The sequence below is a fragment of the Allobosea eneae genome (assembly GCF_042657265.1).
GTDB classification, from domain to species: Bacteria; Pseudomonadota; Alphaproteobacteria; order Rhizobiales; family Beijerinckiaceae; genus Allobosea; species Allobosea eneae.
In genome coordinates, this window is sequence record NZ_JBHSLW010000035.1 from 60,382 (window position 1) to 76,373 (window position 15,992).

15 protein-coding genes are annotated in these 15,992 nt (G+C 66.1%); 7 read left to right on the forward strand and 8 right to left on the reverse strand.

The features are described 5' to 3' along the window. Positions 1-79: 79 nt before the first annotated feature. On the forward strand, positions 80-895 hold the full coding sequence (gene xth, locus ACFPOB_RS21475) for an exodeoxyribonuclease III (RefSeq protein ID WP_377800427.1): 816 nt from the start codon (positions 80-82) through the stop codon (positions 893-895). 24 nt (positions 896-919) lie between these two features. Here xth and ACFPOB_RS21480 read toward each other — a convergent pair whose 3' ends face one another. Both ACFPOB_RS21480 and ACFPOB_RS21485 read right to left on the reverse strand, forming a co-directional pair. After that, entirely contained in the window at positions 920-1,384 is a 465-nt protein-coding gene (locus tag ACFPOB_RS21480; protein WP_377800428.1) for a cyclic nucleotide-binding domain-containing protein, read from the reverse strand. Positions 1,385-1,390: 6 nt separating this feature from the next. Then, complete coding sequence (locus ACFPOB_RS21485; protein ID WP_110493338.1) at positions 1,391-2,077, reverse strand: response regulator transcription factor; 687 nt, start codon at positions 2,075-2,077, stop codon at positions 1,391-1,393. 195 nt (positions 2,078-2,272) lie between these two features. Here ACFPOB_RS21485 and ACFPOB_RS21490 point away from each other — a divergent pair, with 195 nt between their 5' ends. From ACFPOB_RS21490 to ACFPOB_RS21500, 3 genes are all read left to right on the forward strand, one after another. Then, a complete protein-coding gene (locus tag ACFPOB_RS21490; RefSeq protein WP_377800429.1) occupies positions 2,273-2,827 on the forward strand; it encodes a L,D-transpeptidase family protein in 555 nt (184 codons plus the stop codon). 130 nt (positions 2,828-2,957) lie between these two features. Next, positions 2,958-3,335, forward strand: coding sequence for a VOC family protein (locus ACFPOB_RS21495; protein WP_377800430.1), 378 nt, complete (start codon positions 2,958-2,960; stop codon positions 3,333-3,335). Between the two features lie 135 nt (positions 3,336-3,470). Further along, positions 3,471-5,240 carry a sensor domain-containing diguanylate cyclase gene (locus ACFPOB_RS21500; RefSeq protein ID WP_377800431.1) on the forward strand — a complete coding sequence of 590 codons (1,770 nt, stop codon included), beginning with the start codon at positions 3,471-3,473 and terminating at the stop codon, positions 5,238-5,240. Positions 5,241-5,249: 9 nt separating this feature from the next. Here ACFPOB_RS21500 and ACFPOB_RS21505 read toward each other — a convergent pair whose 3' ends face one another. Beyond that, positions 5,250-5,915 carry a YggS family pyridoxal phosphate-dependent enzyme gene (locus ACFPOB_RS21505; protein ID WP_377800432.1) on the reverse strand — a complete coding sequence of 222 codons (666 nt, stop codon included), beginning with the start codon at positions 5,913-5,915 and terminating at the stop codon, positions 5,250-5,252. A 227-nt stretch (positions 5,916-6,142) separates the two neighbouring features. Between ACFPOB_RS21505 and leuS the strand changes: the two genes are divergently transcribed. Genes leuS through holA form a run of 3 tightly spaced genes read left to right on the forward strand, consistent with a single transcriptional unit; the run spans position 6,143 to position 10,320 of the window. Further along, positions 6,143-8,767 (forward strand): leucine--tRNA ligase, encoded by a 2,625-nt coding sequence (gene leuS / locus ACFPOB_RS21510; protein ID WP_377800433.1) that lies wholly within the window; start codon positions 6,143-6,145, stop codon positions 8,765-8,767. After that, positions 8,754-9,293, forward strand: a complete 540-nt coding sequence (lptE, locus tag ACFPOB_RS21515) for an LPS assembly lipoprotein LptE (RefSeq protein ID WP_377800434.1) — start codon at positions 8,754-8,756, stop codon at positions 9,291-9,293. Before leuS ends, lptE begins: the two co-directional genes overlap by 14 nt. A gap of 4 nt (positions 9,294-9,297) precedes the next feature. Further along, the gene (gene holA, locus ACFPOB_RS21520; protein ID WP_377800435.1) at positions 9,298-10,320 is read left to right on the forward strand and encodes a DNA polymerase III subunit delta; all 1,023 of its coding nucleotides are present in this window, start codon (positions 9,298-9,300) and stop codon (positions 10,318-10,320) included. Here the strand turns inward: holA and ACFPOB_RS21525 are convergent, their stop codons facing one another. Genes ACFPOB_RS21525 through mnmE form a run of 5 tightly spaced genes read right to left on the reverse strand, consistent with a single transcriptional unit; the run spans position 10,321 to position 15,968 of the window. Further along, on the reverse strand, positions 10,321-11,202 hold the full coding sequence (locus tag ACFPOB_RS21525) for a ParB/RepB/Spo0J family partition protein (protein ID WP_377800436.1): 882 nt from the start codon (positions 11,200-11,202) through the stop codon (positions 10,321-10,323). It lies immediately after the preceding gene. Positions 11,203-11,233: 31 nt separating this feature from the next. Beyond that, positions 11,234-12,064, reverse strand: coding sequence for a ParA family protein (locus ACFPOB_RS21530; protein ID WP_377800437.1), 831 nt, complete (start codon positions 12,062-12,064; stop codon positions 11,234-11,236). Continuing rightward, positions 12,064-12,735, reverse strand: a complete 672-nt coding sequence (rsmG, locus tag ACFPOB_RS21535; protein ID WP_377800438.1) for a 16S rRNA (guanine(527)-N(7))-methyltransferase RsmG — start codon at positions 12,733-12,735, stop codon at positions 12,064-12,066. Before rsmG ends, ACFPOB_RS21530 begins: the two co-directional genes overlap by 1 nt. Beyond that, entirely contained in the window at positions 12,722-14,614 is a 1,893-nt protein-coding gene (gene mnmG / locus ACFPOB_RS21540) for a tRNA uridine-5-carboxymethylaminomethyl(34) synthesis enzyme MnmG (RefSeq protein WP_377800439.1), read from the reverse strand. The genes rsmG and mnmG overlap by 14 nt, the downstream gene beginning before the upstream one ends. 46 nt (positions 14,615-14,660) lie before the next feature. Beyond that, positions 14,661-15,968, reverse strand: a complete 1,308-nt coding sequence (gene mnmE / locus ACFPOB_RS21545; protein ID WP_377800440.1) for a tRNA uridine-5-carboxymethylaminomethyl(34) synthesis GTPase MnmE — start codon at positions 15,966-15,968, stop codon at positions 14,661-14,663. Positions 15,969-15,992: the final 24 nt, after the last annotated feature.

A 15,992-nucleotide genomic window follows, 5' to 3' on the forward strand; every position in this document is an offset into this window, starting at 1 on the left:
GCTGCCGCATTGCGGCGCTTGCTTTTCCTGATGTGACGACCCAGTTTCCGGCTTCCCTCTCGGCCGGATTCCCTTTTTCGTGCAGCTCTCCGTCACCACCTGGAACATCAACTCGGTGCGCCTGCGCATCGGCATGGTCACGCGGTTCCTGAAGGATCATCAGCCGGACGTGCTCTGCCTGCAGGAGACCAAGACGCCGGACGAGCAGTTCCCGGCCAAGGCCTTCAGCGAGGCCGGCTATGTCCATCAGGCCTTCATCGGCAACAAGGGCTATAACGGCGTCGCCATCGTCTCGAAGCTGCCTTTCTCCGAGAAGGAGGCGATGGCGATGTGCGAGCGCAACGACGCCCGCCACATGACCGTCGTGCTCGATAAGGCCGCCGGGGCCGCGGCCGGCATCGCCATCCATAATTTCTATATCCCGGCCGGCGGCGACATCGCCGATCCCGAAGCGAACCCGAAATTCGCCCACAAGCTGCATTTCCTCGACGCCGTCGGCGCCTGGGGCGTCGCACGCAACCCGGCCGGGCGACCGAGCCTCCTGGTCGGCGACCTCAACATCGCTCCCTATGAGCATGATGTCTGGAGCCACAAGCAGCTGCTAGACGTCGTCAGCCACACCCCGATCGAGACCACGACATTGGAGAAGTTGCGCAGCGAGCTCGGCTGGACCGACGCCGCCCGTACCCTCCGGCCGGAGCCCGAGAAGCTCTACAGCTGGTGGAGCTACCGTGCCGCCGACTGGCAGGCCTCGAATCGCGGCCGCCGGCTCGACCATATCTGGCTCTCGGATGCGCTGAGGCCGACCTTGCGCGAACTCACCTTCCTAAGCGAGGCACGCGGCTGGGAGCGGCCTTCGGATCACGTCCCGGTGACAGTGCAGCTGGAGCTGTGAGCCACCCCGTCATGGTGAGAAGCGTCAGCGCACGTCGATCGCCCTGAGCGCCGTCCCGATCGCAGCCAGCTCGCTGTTGAACGCATGCAGCCGCTCCGCGACGGCCGCCGCGATCGCCTGCGCCGAATCGGGCGATTCGCCGAGCACGCGCCGCATCACGCTGCGCGCCAGCCGCATCACCTGTGTCGGCTCGCGCGCAATCGCCGTCACCGGCCGTTCCAGCGCCGTGAACAAGGCGAGCTCGCCGATCAGCGTGCCAGGTCCGACGACCTCGTCGGCCGGGCGGCCATCATCCTCGCGCTTCAGCGCCACCGCGCCGGAGATCACCAGAAAAGCGCCGTCCGAGCCCTCGCCGCGCCGGAACAGCACGTCGCCGGCGCGCAGGGACCGCGTCTCGGCGGCGAAGGCGACAAGGCGCAGCGCATCGCGATCCATCAGGCCCAGCAGCGGTTGGCGGGCCAGCAGGGCGATGTCGTCGTTGAGGGACATTCAGCGCTACGGATTCAGCCGGTAGCCGCCGGCATCGGTGACGAGCAGGCGCGCATTGGCAGGGTCCGGCTCGATCTTCTGGCGCAGGCGGTAGATATGGGTCTCGAGCGTGTGCGTCGTGACCTGCGAATTATAACCCCAGACCTCCTGCAGCAGGGTCTCGCGCGCGATCGGCTTGCGGCCGGCACGATAGAGGAAGCGCAGGATCGCCGTCTCCTTCTCGGTGAGCTTGGTCTTCGAGCCCTTGGCGCTGACAAGCAGCTTCGAGCCGGGGTGAAAGGTGTAGGGCCCGACCTGAAAGATCGCGTCCTCGCTCGCCTCGTACTGTCGCAAATGCGCGCGGATGCGCGCCAGCAGCACGGCGAACTTGAACGGCTTCACCACATAGTCGTTGGCGCCGGCTTCGAGGCCGAGCACGGTGTCGGCGTCCGAGCCCTGCCCGGTCAGCATCACCACAGGGCCCTTGAAGCCGTTCTTGCGCATCAGCTTCACCGCCTCGCGGCCATCCATGTCGGGCAGGCCGACATCCATGACCACGAGATCGATGCGCTCGGCCTGCACGGCCTTCAGGCTCGCCGTCGCATTGGGCGCGGACGACACCTTGAATTCGTCATAGAGCGCGAGCTGCTCGGCAAGCGCGTCGCGCAAGGTCTGGTCGTCGTCGACCAGCAGGATATGGTGGGTAGCAGACATGAAGGCGAGTCAGCCCGTTTGCGTTGGCGCGATAGTAGAGCATGTTCAGCGGAAGTGGGAGCCACCTTTGCGAACGGCTCATGCTCCAACATATTGAGTTGAGCGCAGATTCTGACTGTCCGGCGCAAGCCGGTCAAACGGAAAGCACGCCGGATGGCCACACACGGACGGCAGATCACGCAAGATGGATGGCCTGTGAGAAAACGTGATGATGGCGCCGCGACCGGCCGACGGCTGACCCGCCTCGTGGTTGTGCGCTCGGTGCACGATCGCCGTAAGGGGTTCCTGATCGCTGGTGCCGCGGTCTTCCCCTGTGCCCTCGGTCGCTCCGGCATCGTCGTCGCCAAGCGCGAGGGCGATGGCGGCACGCCGCGGGCGAAGCTGCCGCTGCGCCGCGTCTTCTACCGCGCCGACCGGCGACCGCGGCCCTCCAGCCTGCTGCCGGTCCGCGCGATCACGCCACGCGATGCCTGGTGCGACGACCAGGCCGACCGGCGCTACAACCGCCTGATCGACCGCCCACCCGGCGAGGCGCAGGAACGGCTCGCCCGCGCCGACAATCTCTACGACGTCATCGTCGAGCTCGGCTGGAACGACGCTCCGGTCCGGCGCGGCCGTGGCAGCGCGATCTTCTGGCATCTCGCCCGGCCGGGCTTCACCCCGACGGCAGGCTGCGTCGCCGTCACCGGCGACATTTTCGGCAAGGTCCTGCCACGCCTCGCGCGGCACTGCGCGATCGTCGTGCGCTAGCCACTTGCAACTCGGCGCAAGCCGGCGATAGTGGGCGTCGAGCACCGTCCCGCCGATCATTTCAGGAGCGCCGGAGTTGAGCGGGCACCGTCCCGCTGAGCGAGGTCGGTGTCCAGCACGAGACTGTGCCATGACTGATTCGCCCACCACCGAGATCGGCTTCGGCCGCGTCGCCGCGATGTTCCCCGTCAAGGACATGGAACGCGCCTGCGCTTTCTATGTCGGCGTTCTCGGCCTCACCAAGACCTTCGAGAACGGCCAGCCGGTCGGCTTCATGATCCTTAAGAAGGACAAGGCCGAAATCCATCTGACCCTGCAGAAGGACCACAAGGCGGCACCCTTCAACATCGCCCATATCATGGTCGAGAACATCGATGCCTTCCACGAGCTTTGCCGTGGCCACGGGCTGCGCATCGTCAAGGGCCTGCGCGACCAGGACTATGGCTTACGCGCCTTCGTCTTCGAGGATCCCGACGGCAACCGCATCGATGTCGGCCAGCCGATCTAGGTGCCGGTGATGACCAAGCGCATTCGAGCACGGCTGTTCACCCCGGACAAACCATCGTCGCCGACAGCTTTCGCCCGTTAACGGACGATTCGGCGAGATTAACAATCCTCTCCGGCGGTCTTGCCGGAGAGCCTTATGCAAAAACGCCTGTCACTGGTCGCACTCGCCGATCGTCTGACATTGCGGCAGCAGACCGCGGCGATGGCCGGCCTGCTCTGCATCATCGTCGTCGCCGTGTCGGCTACCGGCGCCGCCTGGCTGGCGCGTCGGGATGCCGTACGCGAAGCCAATTCCGAGCTGGTAGCGCTCGCCCGCACCATGTCGGACCGGCTCGATCAGAACATGTTCGAGCGCTATCGCGAGATCAAGAACTTGGCCAGTATGGAACCGCTGCGCGTGGTTTGGCAGGACAATCCCGCCCGGGCGAGGGCCGTCCTGATGCAATTGCAGGCGAGCTTGAGCGATTATGCCTGGCTCGGCATCGCCGAGCCGAACGGCAATGTCCGTGCCGCGACCCGCGGCATGCTCGAAGGCGTGTCGGTCGCCCAGCGGCCCTGGTTCATCAGCGGACTTGCCGGCCCGGCGGTCGAGGATGTCCATGACGCCAAGCTGCTCGATGGCCTTCTGCGCAAGAGCCCGGACGATGCACCCTTTCGCTTCGTCGACGTCGCCATGCCCGTCTTCGGGCCGACAGGCGCCAAAGTCGGCGTGCTCGGCGCGCATCTGAGCTGGAACTGGACCGGCAATCTGCGCGACAACGTCCTGCGCAATCACGACCCCGCGCTCGCCTCGGAGCTATGGATTATCGGCCGCGACGGCTCGGTTCTGCTCGGCCCGAAGGACGCCAAGCCCTTCGACAGCGCGCAGATCGCTGCCGCCCGCCACGGCATCTCCTTCGTCGACGGTTCCGGTGAACAGCCGATGCTGACGGCGCTCGCCGCGACCAAAGGGCTAGATGACTATCCGGGCCTCGGCTGGGTCGTAGCCGCGCGGCGGCCCGTCGATGTCGCGCTTGCTCCGGCCAACCGCCTCACCGCCGTGATCGCCCTGCTCGGCCTGGCCGTTGCTGCCATCGGCGCCGCCCTGGCCTGGTTCCTGGCGGGCACCGTCACCCGGCCATTGCGAAATCTCTGCCGCTCGGTCGACCTGATCGGCCGCGATCCGGGCGCCGCGGGCATTCGGCGCCAGCACGGCTCGCGCGACATCCTCCAGCTCTCCGCCGCGCTTCGTTCACTGCTGCGCCGCCTGGGCACCGCCGAGAAAGGCGCCCGCGACGCCGCGGCGATCATCCGCGACGTCCAGGCCAAGGCCGACAAACAGGCGCGCGACGCCGAGGAGAAGACCCGCCGCCTCGGCTCGGACCTGCACACCCTACAAATCCTCGCCGACACAGATCCGCTCACCAGCCTGCTCAATCGCCGTGCCTTCCTGCCCTTCGCAGAGGACGCGATGAATTATTACAAGCGCTATAAGCGCAATCTCGGCGTGCTGATGTTCGACATCGACCATTTCAAGCGTATCAATGACACTTTCGGCCATGCCGCCGGCGACGAGGTCATCCGCGCCGTCGCCAAGATCATCGCCGGCCAGATCCGCACGACCGACAAGGTCGCGCGCTTCGGCGGCGAGGAGTTCGTCGTGCTGCTGCGCGAGACCGATGCGCAGGGAGCCGAGAATCTCGCCAACCGCATTCGCGAATCGGTCGGCGCGACCGTGGTGACGCAGGGGCTCGCCCAGATCGACCTCACCATCAGCGTCGGCGCCGCTATCGTCGGCCAGCAGGATCGCGATATCGAGGACGTGATCGAGCGTGCCGACAAGGCGCTCTATGCGGCCAAGTCCTCCGGCCGCAACCGCGTTGTCCTGGCGGAAACCGGGCGCGAGCCGGCTCCAGCCACCGTTTGAACGATCTCGTCAGCCGCGCGCGCCAAAGATCACGCTGCCGACTCTGACATGGGTGGCGCCGAGCTGGATCGCCGCCTCATAGTCGGCGCTCATCCCCATCGACAGGACCGGCAGGCCGTTTCGCTTGGCGATCTTGGCGAGCAGGGCGAAGTGCGGCGAGGGCTGATCCTCGGCCGGGGGAATGCACATCAGCCCGGAGATCCTCAGGCCATAGCGGCTCCGGCACAGCTCGAGCAAGGCGTCGGCCTCGTCGGGCAGGACGCCGCCCTTCTGCGGCTCGGCACCGGTATTGACCTGCACGATCAGCTCGGGCGTCTTGCCGGCGCGCTCGATCTCGCGCGCCAGTTCCTTGGCCAGGCTCTCGCGATCGAGCGACTCGATCACGTCGAACAGCGCCACCGCGTCGCGTGCCTTGTTCGACTGCAAAGGCCCAATCATGTGCAGCCGGGCTTGCGGGAAGCGCTCCTGCAGCGCCGGCCATTTCGCCTTGGCTTCCTGGACGTAGTTCTCGCCGAAATCGATCTGCCCGACCTCGAGCACCGGCACGATCATCTCGGCCGGCTTGGTCTTGGAGACTGCGACCAGCGTTACCGACTCCGGCTTGCGGCCGAAGTCGCGCGCGGCGCGGGCGATCGCATTCCGCGTTTCCTGAAGTCTCGCCACGACATCCGACATTTCGACCCGTCCTCGCCATACGCGTTCCCGCCAAGCCGTTCCGAACATTCACCCGGGGGCTGCGATGGTGTCTGGCGCGCATTCCGTTCGGCCGCAACGGCCGAACGACAAGAATTCGCGCCGTTACGATAGTTCTGAGCATGTTCTAGTCGCAAAAGTGCCTTCCACTTTTGCGGAACATGCTCTAGTCCGGCCCAGTCCGCTCACGCAAGAACGACACGATCAGCATGGCCGTTGAACGCTACAATCCGAAGGAAGCCGAGCCGAAATGGCGCCAGGTCTGGAATGAGCGCAAGCTCTTCGAGACCCGCAACGACGACACGCGGCCGCCTTACTACGTGCTCGAGATGTTCCCCTATCCGTCGGGACGCATCCATATGGGCCATGTCCGCAATTATGCGATGGGCGACGTCGTCGCGCGCTACAAGCGCGCCAAGGGTTTTTCGGTACTCCACCCGATGGGTTGGGACGCCTTCGGCCTGCCGGCGGAGAACGCCGCCAAGGCCAACAAAGTCCATCCGCGCGACTGGACCTACGCCAATATCGCGACCATGCGCGGCCAGCTGCAGTCCATGGGCCTGTCGCTCGACTGGAGCCGCGAGCTCGCCACCTGCGACCCCAGCTACTACAAGCACCAGCAGAAGCTCTTCCTCGACTTCCTGAAGGCCGGGCTGGTCGATCGCAAGACCGCCAAGGTCAACTGGGACCCAGTCGACGAGACCGTGCTCGCCAATGAGCAGGTCATCGACGGCCGCGGCTGGCGCTCGGGTGCCCCGGTCGAGATCCGCGAGCTGACCCAGTGGTTCTTCAAGATCACCGCCTTCGGCCAGGAGCTGAACGACGCGCTGGACGGCCTGACCCGCTGGCCGGACAAGGTCCGGCTGATGCAAAAGAACTGGATCGGCCGGTCGGAGGGTCTGCTGGTTCGTTTCGCTCTCGAATCGAATGCGCTCGGCCAGAGTGAGGTTGAGGTCTACACGACCCGACCCGACACCCTGTTCGGCGCCAAGTTTCTGGCCGTCGCGTCCGATCATCCGCTGGCCAAGGCCGCAGCCGAAACGAATCCGGCGCTGCAGGACTTCATTGCCGAGTGCAAGAAGACCGGCACGGCACAGGAAAACATCGACAAGGCCGAGAAACAGGGCTTCGACACCGGCCTGCGCGCCGCCCATCCCTTTGATCCAGCATGGACTTTGCCGGTCTATGTCGCGAACTTCATCCTGATGGAATACGGCACGGGCGCGATCTTCGGCTGCCCAGCGCATGACCAGCGAGACCTCGACTTCGTCAACAAATACGGGCTCGGGAACACCCCCGTCGTCTGCCCGGAAGGCATTGATCCCGCGAGCTTCGTCATCACCGACACGGCCTATGACGGCGAGGGGCGGATGATCAATTCGCGCTTCCTCGATGGCATGACCATTCCGGAGGCGAAAGAAGAGGTCGCCAGGCGCCTGGAGGCCGAGAGCCTCGGCAATCGCCCGGTCGCCCAGCGCAAGGTCAATTTCCGCCTGCGCGACTGGGGCATCTCACGCCAGCGCTATTGGGGCTGCCCGATCCCGATCGTGCATTGCGAGGACTGCGGCGTCGTTCCGGTGCCGGAGCAGGACCTGCCGGTCAAGCTCCCGGACGACGTCTCCTTCGACAAGCCCGGCAACCCGCTCGACCATCATCCGAGCTGGAAGCATGTCGCCTGCCCGCAATGCGGCAAGCCGGCGCGTCGCGAGACCGACACCATGGACACCTTCGTCGATTCGTCCTGGTACTTCGCCCGTTTCACCGATCCTTGGCGCACCGACAGCCCGACGGACCGCAAGGCCGTCGACCGCTTCCTGCCGGTCGACCAGTATATCGGCGGCGTCGAGCACGCGATCCTGCATCTGCTCTATTCGCGCTTCTTCACCCGCGCGATGAAGGCGACGGGCCATACCGGGCTCGACGAGCCCTTCCACGGCATGTTCACCCAGGGCATGGTCGTGCACGAGACCTACCGGGCCCGGGATGGCGCCTGGGTCGAGCCCGGCAATGTCCGGATCGAGACGGTCGGCAGTGAGCGCCGCGGCTTCGACGTCGAGACCGGGGCGCCGATCGAGATCGGCTCAATCGAGAAGATGTCGAAGTCGAAGAAGAATGTCGTCGACCCCGACGACATCATCGCCTCCTATGGCGCCGACACCGCCCGCTGGTTCATGCTCTCCGATTCGCCGCCCGATCGCGACGTGATCTGGAGCGACGAAGGCGTCCAGGGCGCAGCCCGCTTCGTGCAGCGGCTCTGGCGCCTCGTCGCCGAGATCGGCGAGCGCACCGGCGGCCAGCCGGCACGCCCCGCAAGCTTCTCGGAGCCTGCGCTGACCTTGCGCAAGGCCAGTCACCGGGCCTTGCACGCTGTCGGAGCCGATATCGAGCGGCTCGCCTTCAACCGCTGCGTCGCCCATGTCTACACCTTGGCCAACGCCATCGGCAAAGCGCTCGATGGCGCCGCCGAGTCGGCCGAGGTCCCGGCCGACATGGCCTTCGCCCTGCATGAATCCGCCATGATCGCCACCCAGCTTGTCGCCCCGATGATGCCGCATCTGGCCGAGGAATGCTGGCAAGCGCTCGGGCTGCCGGGCCTCGCTGGCGAAGCCGACTGGCCGCAGACCGAAACGGATTTGTTACAGGACGACAGCAAGATCCTGCCGGTACAGGTCAACGGCAAGAAGCGGGCGGAGGTGACGGTGCCCGCCGATGCCGATACGGTGGCGGTCGAGGCGATTGTGCGCGCCTCCGAGGCTGTCGCCAAAGCTCTGGAGAACCGGCCGATCCGTAAGGTGATCGTGGTGCCGGGGAGGATCGTGAATGTCGTCGTCTGAGGCCATGACACGCCGCCGCCCGCTAGCCCTCGCAGCCACGTTGGCGCTCGCTGCGCTCGCCGGCGGCTGCTTCCAGCCGCTCTATGGCGAGGGCACGGTCAGCAAGGTCGGCGGCAATGTCCGCAATGCGATGCTCGGCATCGATGTGCCTGAGATCAAGGGCCTCGTTGGACATTACCTGCGCAACGAGCTCGTGTTCGAATTCGACGGTGGGGGCGCCCCCGATCGACAGAAGATCCTGAAACTTACCGCGAGCACCTCCGAATCGCTCGAGGTCATCACGGTCGACTATGCCAACGGCCGCGCTGATTCGGCCATTCTGGTTGCGACCGCCGACTGGCAGCTCGTCCGCGCCGGCTCGAACGAGGTCGTTGCCTCCGGTCAGAGCATCGTCCGGGCACCCTATGAGCGCTCGCAGCAGCGCTTCGCCGCGTTGCGCGCCGCGCGCGACGCGCAAATTCGTGCTGCCAAGGAGCTCGCCCAGCAGATCAAAGCCCGGGTCGCAGCGGCGCTCGTCGCCGGCTGAAGCGATGGTGACGGTCAAGGCGCATGAGGCGGATCGCGCGCTTTCTCGCCCCGATCCTGCCTGGCGCCTGTTCCTGTTCTACGGCCCCGATGCGGGCCTGATCTCCGAGCGGGCCGCGGCCTTGGCCCGCAGCAGCGTCGATAATCCCCAGGACGCCTTCCAGCTGATCCGCATGGACGGCGACGAGATCGCCTCCGATCCGCTGAAGCTGGTCGACGAGGCCAACACCATCGGCCTGTTCGGCGGGCGCCGCGCGATCCGCGTCTCGCCGACCTCTCGCCCCCTCGTCGCCGCCGTTGAACCTTTGCTGGCGACGCCGTCGCAGGATGCGATCGTGATCGTCGAGGCCGGCGACCTACCCAAGACGAATCCGCTGCGCACCGCCTGCGAGCGCGCCAAGTCGGCGGTCGCCGTGCCCTGTTACGGCGACGCGGCACGCGATCTCGGCACCATCGTCGACGAAATGGCGCGTGCAGCGGGCAAGAGCATCGACCGAAGCACGCGTGACGTGTTGACCAGCCTGCTCGGCGGCGACCGCCGGACCTCGCGCCAGGAGATCGACAAGCTGATTCTCTATGCCGGCAGCGACGCCGCCCTCACCGCGGCCCATGTCGAGGCTGTCGTCGGCGACACCGCCCAGCGCGAGCAGGCGGGGGTAGTCGATGCTGTCTTTGCCGGGCGACTGCCGAGTCTCGACCTCGCCTTGACCAAGCTCGCCAGCGAGGGGCTCGACCAGGGCGTGCTGCTCGGCGCAGTCCTGCGCCACACTCTGGGCCTGCTGAAAGCAAAACTCGCTATAGAGGGCGGCAAGCCGATGCGCGAGGCAGTCGGCGCGATGCGCCTGCCCTATCCGCGCATCGCCGCTGCAGAAGCTGCCCTGAACGCCTGGCCCGCGGCCAAGCTGCGCGACGCCGTGGCCATTCTGGGCACGGCGATGCTGGCTGTTCGCCGCGACGGCGACATGGGCAAGCCGATCGCCGCCCGTGCACTCTGGACCCTCAGCCGGATGGGGGGCAAGGGGCGCTGATCAGGCCTTCAGCCGCCGGCAGAGCGCATCGAGCTGCTCCAGCGTCTTGTAGCTGATCTTCATCTCACCGCCGCCGTTGGCGCGATGCTGGATCGAGACCCCGAGGCCGAGCGCCTCTTCCAGCGCCCTCTCGACTGCGCGCGTATCCGGATCCTTCTCCGGCTTCGGCGCGGCAGCCCTGACCGGCTTGTTCTCGCTACGGGCCTCATCCTGGCCAAGCCGCTCGACGTCACGGACCGTAAGTCCTTGCTCGACAACGCGTTTCGCGACCTGTTCCGGGTCCGAAACAGCAAGCAGTGCGCGCGCGTGCCCAGCCGAAACCGCGCCGTCGCTGACCAGTTGCTTGACCGGCTCCGGCAGCTTGCTCAGGCGCAACGTGTTCGCCACATGCGAGCGGCTCTTGCCGATCACCTTGGCAAGATCGTTCTGGGTATAGTCGAACTCGGCGATCAGCCGCTCGTAGCCGGCGGCCTCTTCCATCGCGTTGAGGTCGGCGCGCTGGACGTTCTCGACGATGGCGATCTCGAGCGCCTCGCGGTCATTGGCCTCGACCAGGATGACGGGCACGTCATGCAGCTCGGCCCGCTGCGCCGCCCGCCAGCGCCGCTCGCCGGCGATGATCTCATAAGCGTCGATCATGCCCGGGATCGAGCGGACGATGATTGGCTGCAGGATGCCGCGCTCGCGCACCGAGGCCGCCAAATCCTCCAGCTCGGCTTCGGCAAAGGCCTTGCGCGGGTTGCGCGCATTGGGACGCAGGAATTCGACCGGAACCTTGCGCTGTCCACGCGCCCGCTCGATCGCGCCGATCTCCTCGCCGACATCGCCGATCAGCGCAGCCAGCCCGCGGCCAAGACGCGAACGCCCCTGTTCCTCGACCATTGCCATTCCTCTTGAACCTTTTCTTGTTTGATCAGGCGGCGCGCAGCGTGCGCTCGCGCTTGATCACCTCCGAGGCCAGCTTCAGATAGGCCTGCGAACCGGCGCAGCGCAGATCATAGAGCAGTGCCGGCTTGCCATAGGACGGCGCCTCCGAGATCCGCACATTGCGCGGGATCACAGTCTCGTAGACCTTGTCGCCGAGAAAATGGCGGACATCGGCCATGACCTGGCCGGAGAGGTTGTTACGCGGGTCGTACATCGTCAGCACCACACCCTGAATGATCAGCCGCGGGTTGAGGCCGGCACGGACCTGCTCGACCGTCTTCAGCAACTGGCTCAGACCTTCCAGCGCGAAGAACTCGCATTGCAGTGGCACCAGCACCGCATCCGCCGCCGTCATCGCATTGATGGTGATCAGGCTGAGGGACGGTGGGCAATCGATCAGGATATAGGTCAGGTCGCTGCAGCGTTGGTCGTCGACCAGCTCGTCGATCGCCTTCTTCAGGCGCGCTGCGCGGTCCTTGGCGCTGGCGATCTCAAGCTCCACACCAAGCAGGTCGAGCGTCGACGGCGCCAGGAACAGATTAGGAACGGCAGTGGCTTGCATCGCCATGCCGAGCCCGATATCGCCGCAGAGCACGTCATAGGTCGAGGCCCTGCGGCTCTTGCGGTCGACGCCGAGCCCGGTTGAAGCATTGCCCTGGGGGTCGAGATCGATGATCAGCACTTTCTCGCCGATAGCGGCGAGGGCAGTGCCGAGATTGATCGCGGTCGTGGTCTTGCCGACCCCGCCCTTCTGATTAGCGAGCGCCAGCACACGCGGCCGCGTGGCAGGAAGTGTTATAGGACGAGAGTCGGTCATCAATCCGCCCGTTTCTCGGCGCCGCTGATCACCAGGATGGCGGCCGCCGAATCCGTCAAGGATGGAAACGTTGTGGCTTGAATCTTCCAATATTTAGCAGCCGCGGTCAATTCCGCCTCTAGATGTTGTCCCTTGGGAAAGACTCCCGTCACCCCGGTTCTCAACAGCTCTTTGCACCAGTCGAGCAGCAACGGCAGTGGCGCCAACGCGCGGGCCGTAACCGCCTCGACTTTGCCGACGAAGCCGTCGACGACATTCTCGATCCGGGCGTTGTGGACCGTGACGGGGGAGCCCGTCAGCCGCGCGGCATGCCGTAGAAAGGCGCACTTCTTGGCATTGCTCTCGACGAGGTCGATGTGCCCGCCGAGCTCGGCGAGCCGGATTCCGAGCACGAGGCCTGGAAAGCCCCCGCCCGAGCCGAGATCAAGCCAGCGCCGCGCTTGCGGCTGATGGCCGAGCAATTGCAGGGAATCGGCGACATGCCGAGTCCAGACCTCGTCCAGGGTCGCGCCCGAGACCAGATTCTTCGCTTGCTGCCAGCGTTTGAGCTCCGCGACTAGAATGGCGAGGCGCTCTTCTGTTTCACGTGAAACAGGCGTCAAGCGAAAAGCGTGCTGCCTGTCGGCGTTGTCCGCCTTATCAACAGAACTCACAGGCTCATGCCTCGGCATCCGCCATGCGTGCGCCCTGATGCTTGCGCACATGTGCGGCAAGTAAGGTCAAGGCCGCAGGCGTCATGCCTTCGATCCGGCCAGCCTGCGCCAGATTGCTCGGCCAGGCCGCGCGCAACTTCAATCGCAATTCGTTCGACAGGCCGGAGATGCCATCGAGGTCGAGATCGACGGGGAGCACCAGTGCCTGATCGCGCTGGCACGACGCGATCTCGGCCGCCTGCCGGTCGAGATAGACCGCATAGGTCGCGTCCGCAGCGACGCGAGCACGCACCGTCTCGGAAAAGCCGGCGAGGTCAGGCCAGACCCGCACCAGGGCGTCGAAATCGACAGCCGGGTAGGACAGGATCTGGAAAGCCGAGCGCCTGATCCCGTCGCGATTGAGCTCCAATCCTGCAGCCGCCGCTTGATTCGGCGACAGAGTTCGGTCGCGTAAGAGTTCGGTAAGCTTAACGATTTCCGACTGCCGCTGCTCGAAGCGCTCCTTCCGAGCCTTGCCGACGATGCCGAGCCCAATCCCGAGGGCGGTGAGCCGTTCGTCGGCATTGTCGACCCGCAGCGACAGCCGGAACTCGGCGCGCGAGGTGAACATTCGATACGGTTCCGTAACGCCGCGCGTCACCAGATCGTCGACCATCACGCCGATATAGGATTGCGTGCGATCGAGGCCGACCGGCTCGCTGCCTCCGGCCCGGCGCGCGGCGTTGAGACCGGCGAGCAGGCCTTGCGCCGCCGCCTCCTCATAGCCGGTCGTGCCGTTGATCTGGCCGGCCAGGAAGAGACCGCTGACGGCCCGGGTCTCCAGCGTCGACTTCAGCGCACGCGGATCGACATAATCATATTCGATCGCATAACCCGGCCGCAGCATGACGGCCTGTTCCAGGCCGGGAATCGTCTTGAGGAGGCCGAGCTGGACATCCTCCGGCAGCGAGGTCGAGATCCCATTCGGATAGACCGTGGGATCGTCGAGGCCCTCAGGTTCCAGGAAGATCTGATGGCCGTCGCGATCGCCGAAACGGCCGACCTTGTCCTCGATCGACGGGCAATAGCGCGGCCCGCGTCCCTCGATCTGGCCGGAGAACATCGGCGCCCGGTGCAAATTGGCACGGATCAACTCATGCGTCGCCAATGTCGTCCGCGTCACGCCGCAGCTGATCTGCGGCGTGGTGATCGCCTCCGTCATCGCCGAGAACGGCTCCGGCGGCTCGTCCCCGGGCTGCATCTCCAGGCTGGCCCAGTCGATCGTGCGGCCGTCGAGCCGCGGCGGCGTCCCGGTTTTCAGCCGCCCAAGCGGAAAGCCGTGGCGCTCCAGCGTGGCGGAAAGACCGAGCGACGGCGCCTCGCCGACACGGCCAGCCGGAATTTTCGTTTCGCCGATATGGATCAGGCCACGCAGAAAGGTACCGGTGGTGAGCACGACCGTTCCGCAGGCGAATCGACGTCCATCGGCCAGTACGATGCCGGCGACCTGCCCCTCGACGACTGCCAGATCGAACGCTTCGCCTTCGATCACGGTGAGGCCGGCCTGACCAGCGAGCGCAGCCTGCACCGCTTGGCGGTAGAGCTTGCGGTCGGCCTGGGCACGCGGCCCGCGCACGGCCGGCCCCTTGCGCCGGTTGAGCATGCGGAACTGGATGCCGCCCTGATCGGCGCAGCGGGCCATGATCCCGTCGAGCGCGTCGATCTCGCGAACGAGATGGCCCTTGCCGAGCCCGCCGATCGCCGGGTTGCACGACATCGCACCGATCGTGGCGATCTGTTGAGTGATCAAGGCAGTCCTGGCGCCGGCGCGCGCCGCCGCGGCCGCGGCTTCCGCCCCGGCATGGCCGCCGCCCACCACGACGACATCGTAGTGCCCGTTCGCCTGTGCATTCGACATGGCTAGTTCGCTAGCCAAGCCCGGCCGCGAGGTCAATGAAAACCGGCTATTTGCCGATGCAGAAGCCCGAGAACAGGCTGTCGAGCACATCCTCAACGTCGACTTTGCCGATCAGCCGCTCCAGTGCCCGGACAGCTAGGCGCAGCTCCTCCGCGATTAGCTCGGGCTGTTCATGTGGAAGCAGCACCGCCCGCTCGATCGCGGCGGCGGCATCCGCCACCGCGACACGCTGGCGCTCGCGGGTGACGAGAGCGGGTTCCCCCTGACCGAGCTTGCCCAGGCGAGAGGTAATGAGCGCCATCAACTCCGGTAGTCCGGCCCCGGTGATGGCGGATACACCGACCTCGCCGGGCCGAGCACTACCGCCAAGATCGAGCTTCGTTGCGACAACGATCTCGGTAGTGCCACTGCCTTTTCGTTCCGGTTCCGAATCAGGCGGCCGCAATCGCAGCACGAGGTCGGCATTGTCAGCCCGCTGGCGGGCGCGCCGCACGCCTTCCGCCTCGATCTCGTCGGAACTCTCGCGCAGGCCGGCGGTATCGACAAGAACGACGGGAATACCGCCCAGATCCAGCCTGACCTCGATGGCATCCCGGGTCGTACCGGCGATCGGCGAGACGATCGCGACATCGCGCCGAGCCAGCGCATTGAGCAGGCTGGATTTACCCGCATTGGGCGGTCCGGCCAGCACCACGACGAAGCCCTCGCGAACCCGCTCGCCCGCCGAGAAACTACCGAGCGCTACCTGCAGACTGCCGAGGACGCCCTGCGCCCGGGCCACCGCTTCGACGATCAGTGGGCCGCTGACATCGCCTTCGTCGGAGAAATCGATCTCGGCCTCGAGCAGCATCATCGCCTCGATCAGCCCGCTGCGCCAGGCCGCGGCGGCCTGCCCGAGCGCGCCTTCCATCTGCCGCAGAGCCTGCTTGCGCTGCCATTCCGTCTCCGAATCGATCAGATCGGCGAGGCCTTCGACGACGGCGAGGTCGAGCTTTCCGGCTTCGAACGCCCGCCGGGTGAACTCGCCGGGCTCGGCCAGACGCAAACCGGGCAGGGCCGTGAGCACTGAGAGCAGCCGCGACAGCACCGCGCGGGAGCCGTGGATATGGAATTCGGCGACATCCTCGCCCGTAAAGCTCGCAGGCGCTGGAAAGAACAGGACCAGCCCATGATCGATGACCGCCCCTTCAGGATCACGCAGAGCGCGATAGGCAGCCTTGCGCGCCTCGGGCACCGATCCCGCAATCGTTTCGACAGCGAATCGGACACGCTCGCCGGAGACCCGGACGACCGCGACACCAGCCCGCCCGGCGCCGGAGGACAGCGCCACAATCGTCGGATAGGCTTTCGTCATATGTCGTCGCCAGGGCTGGAGTTC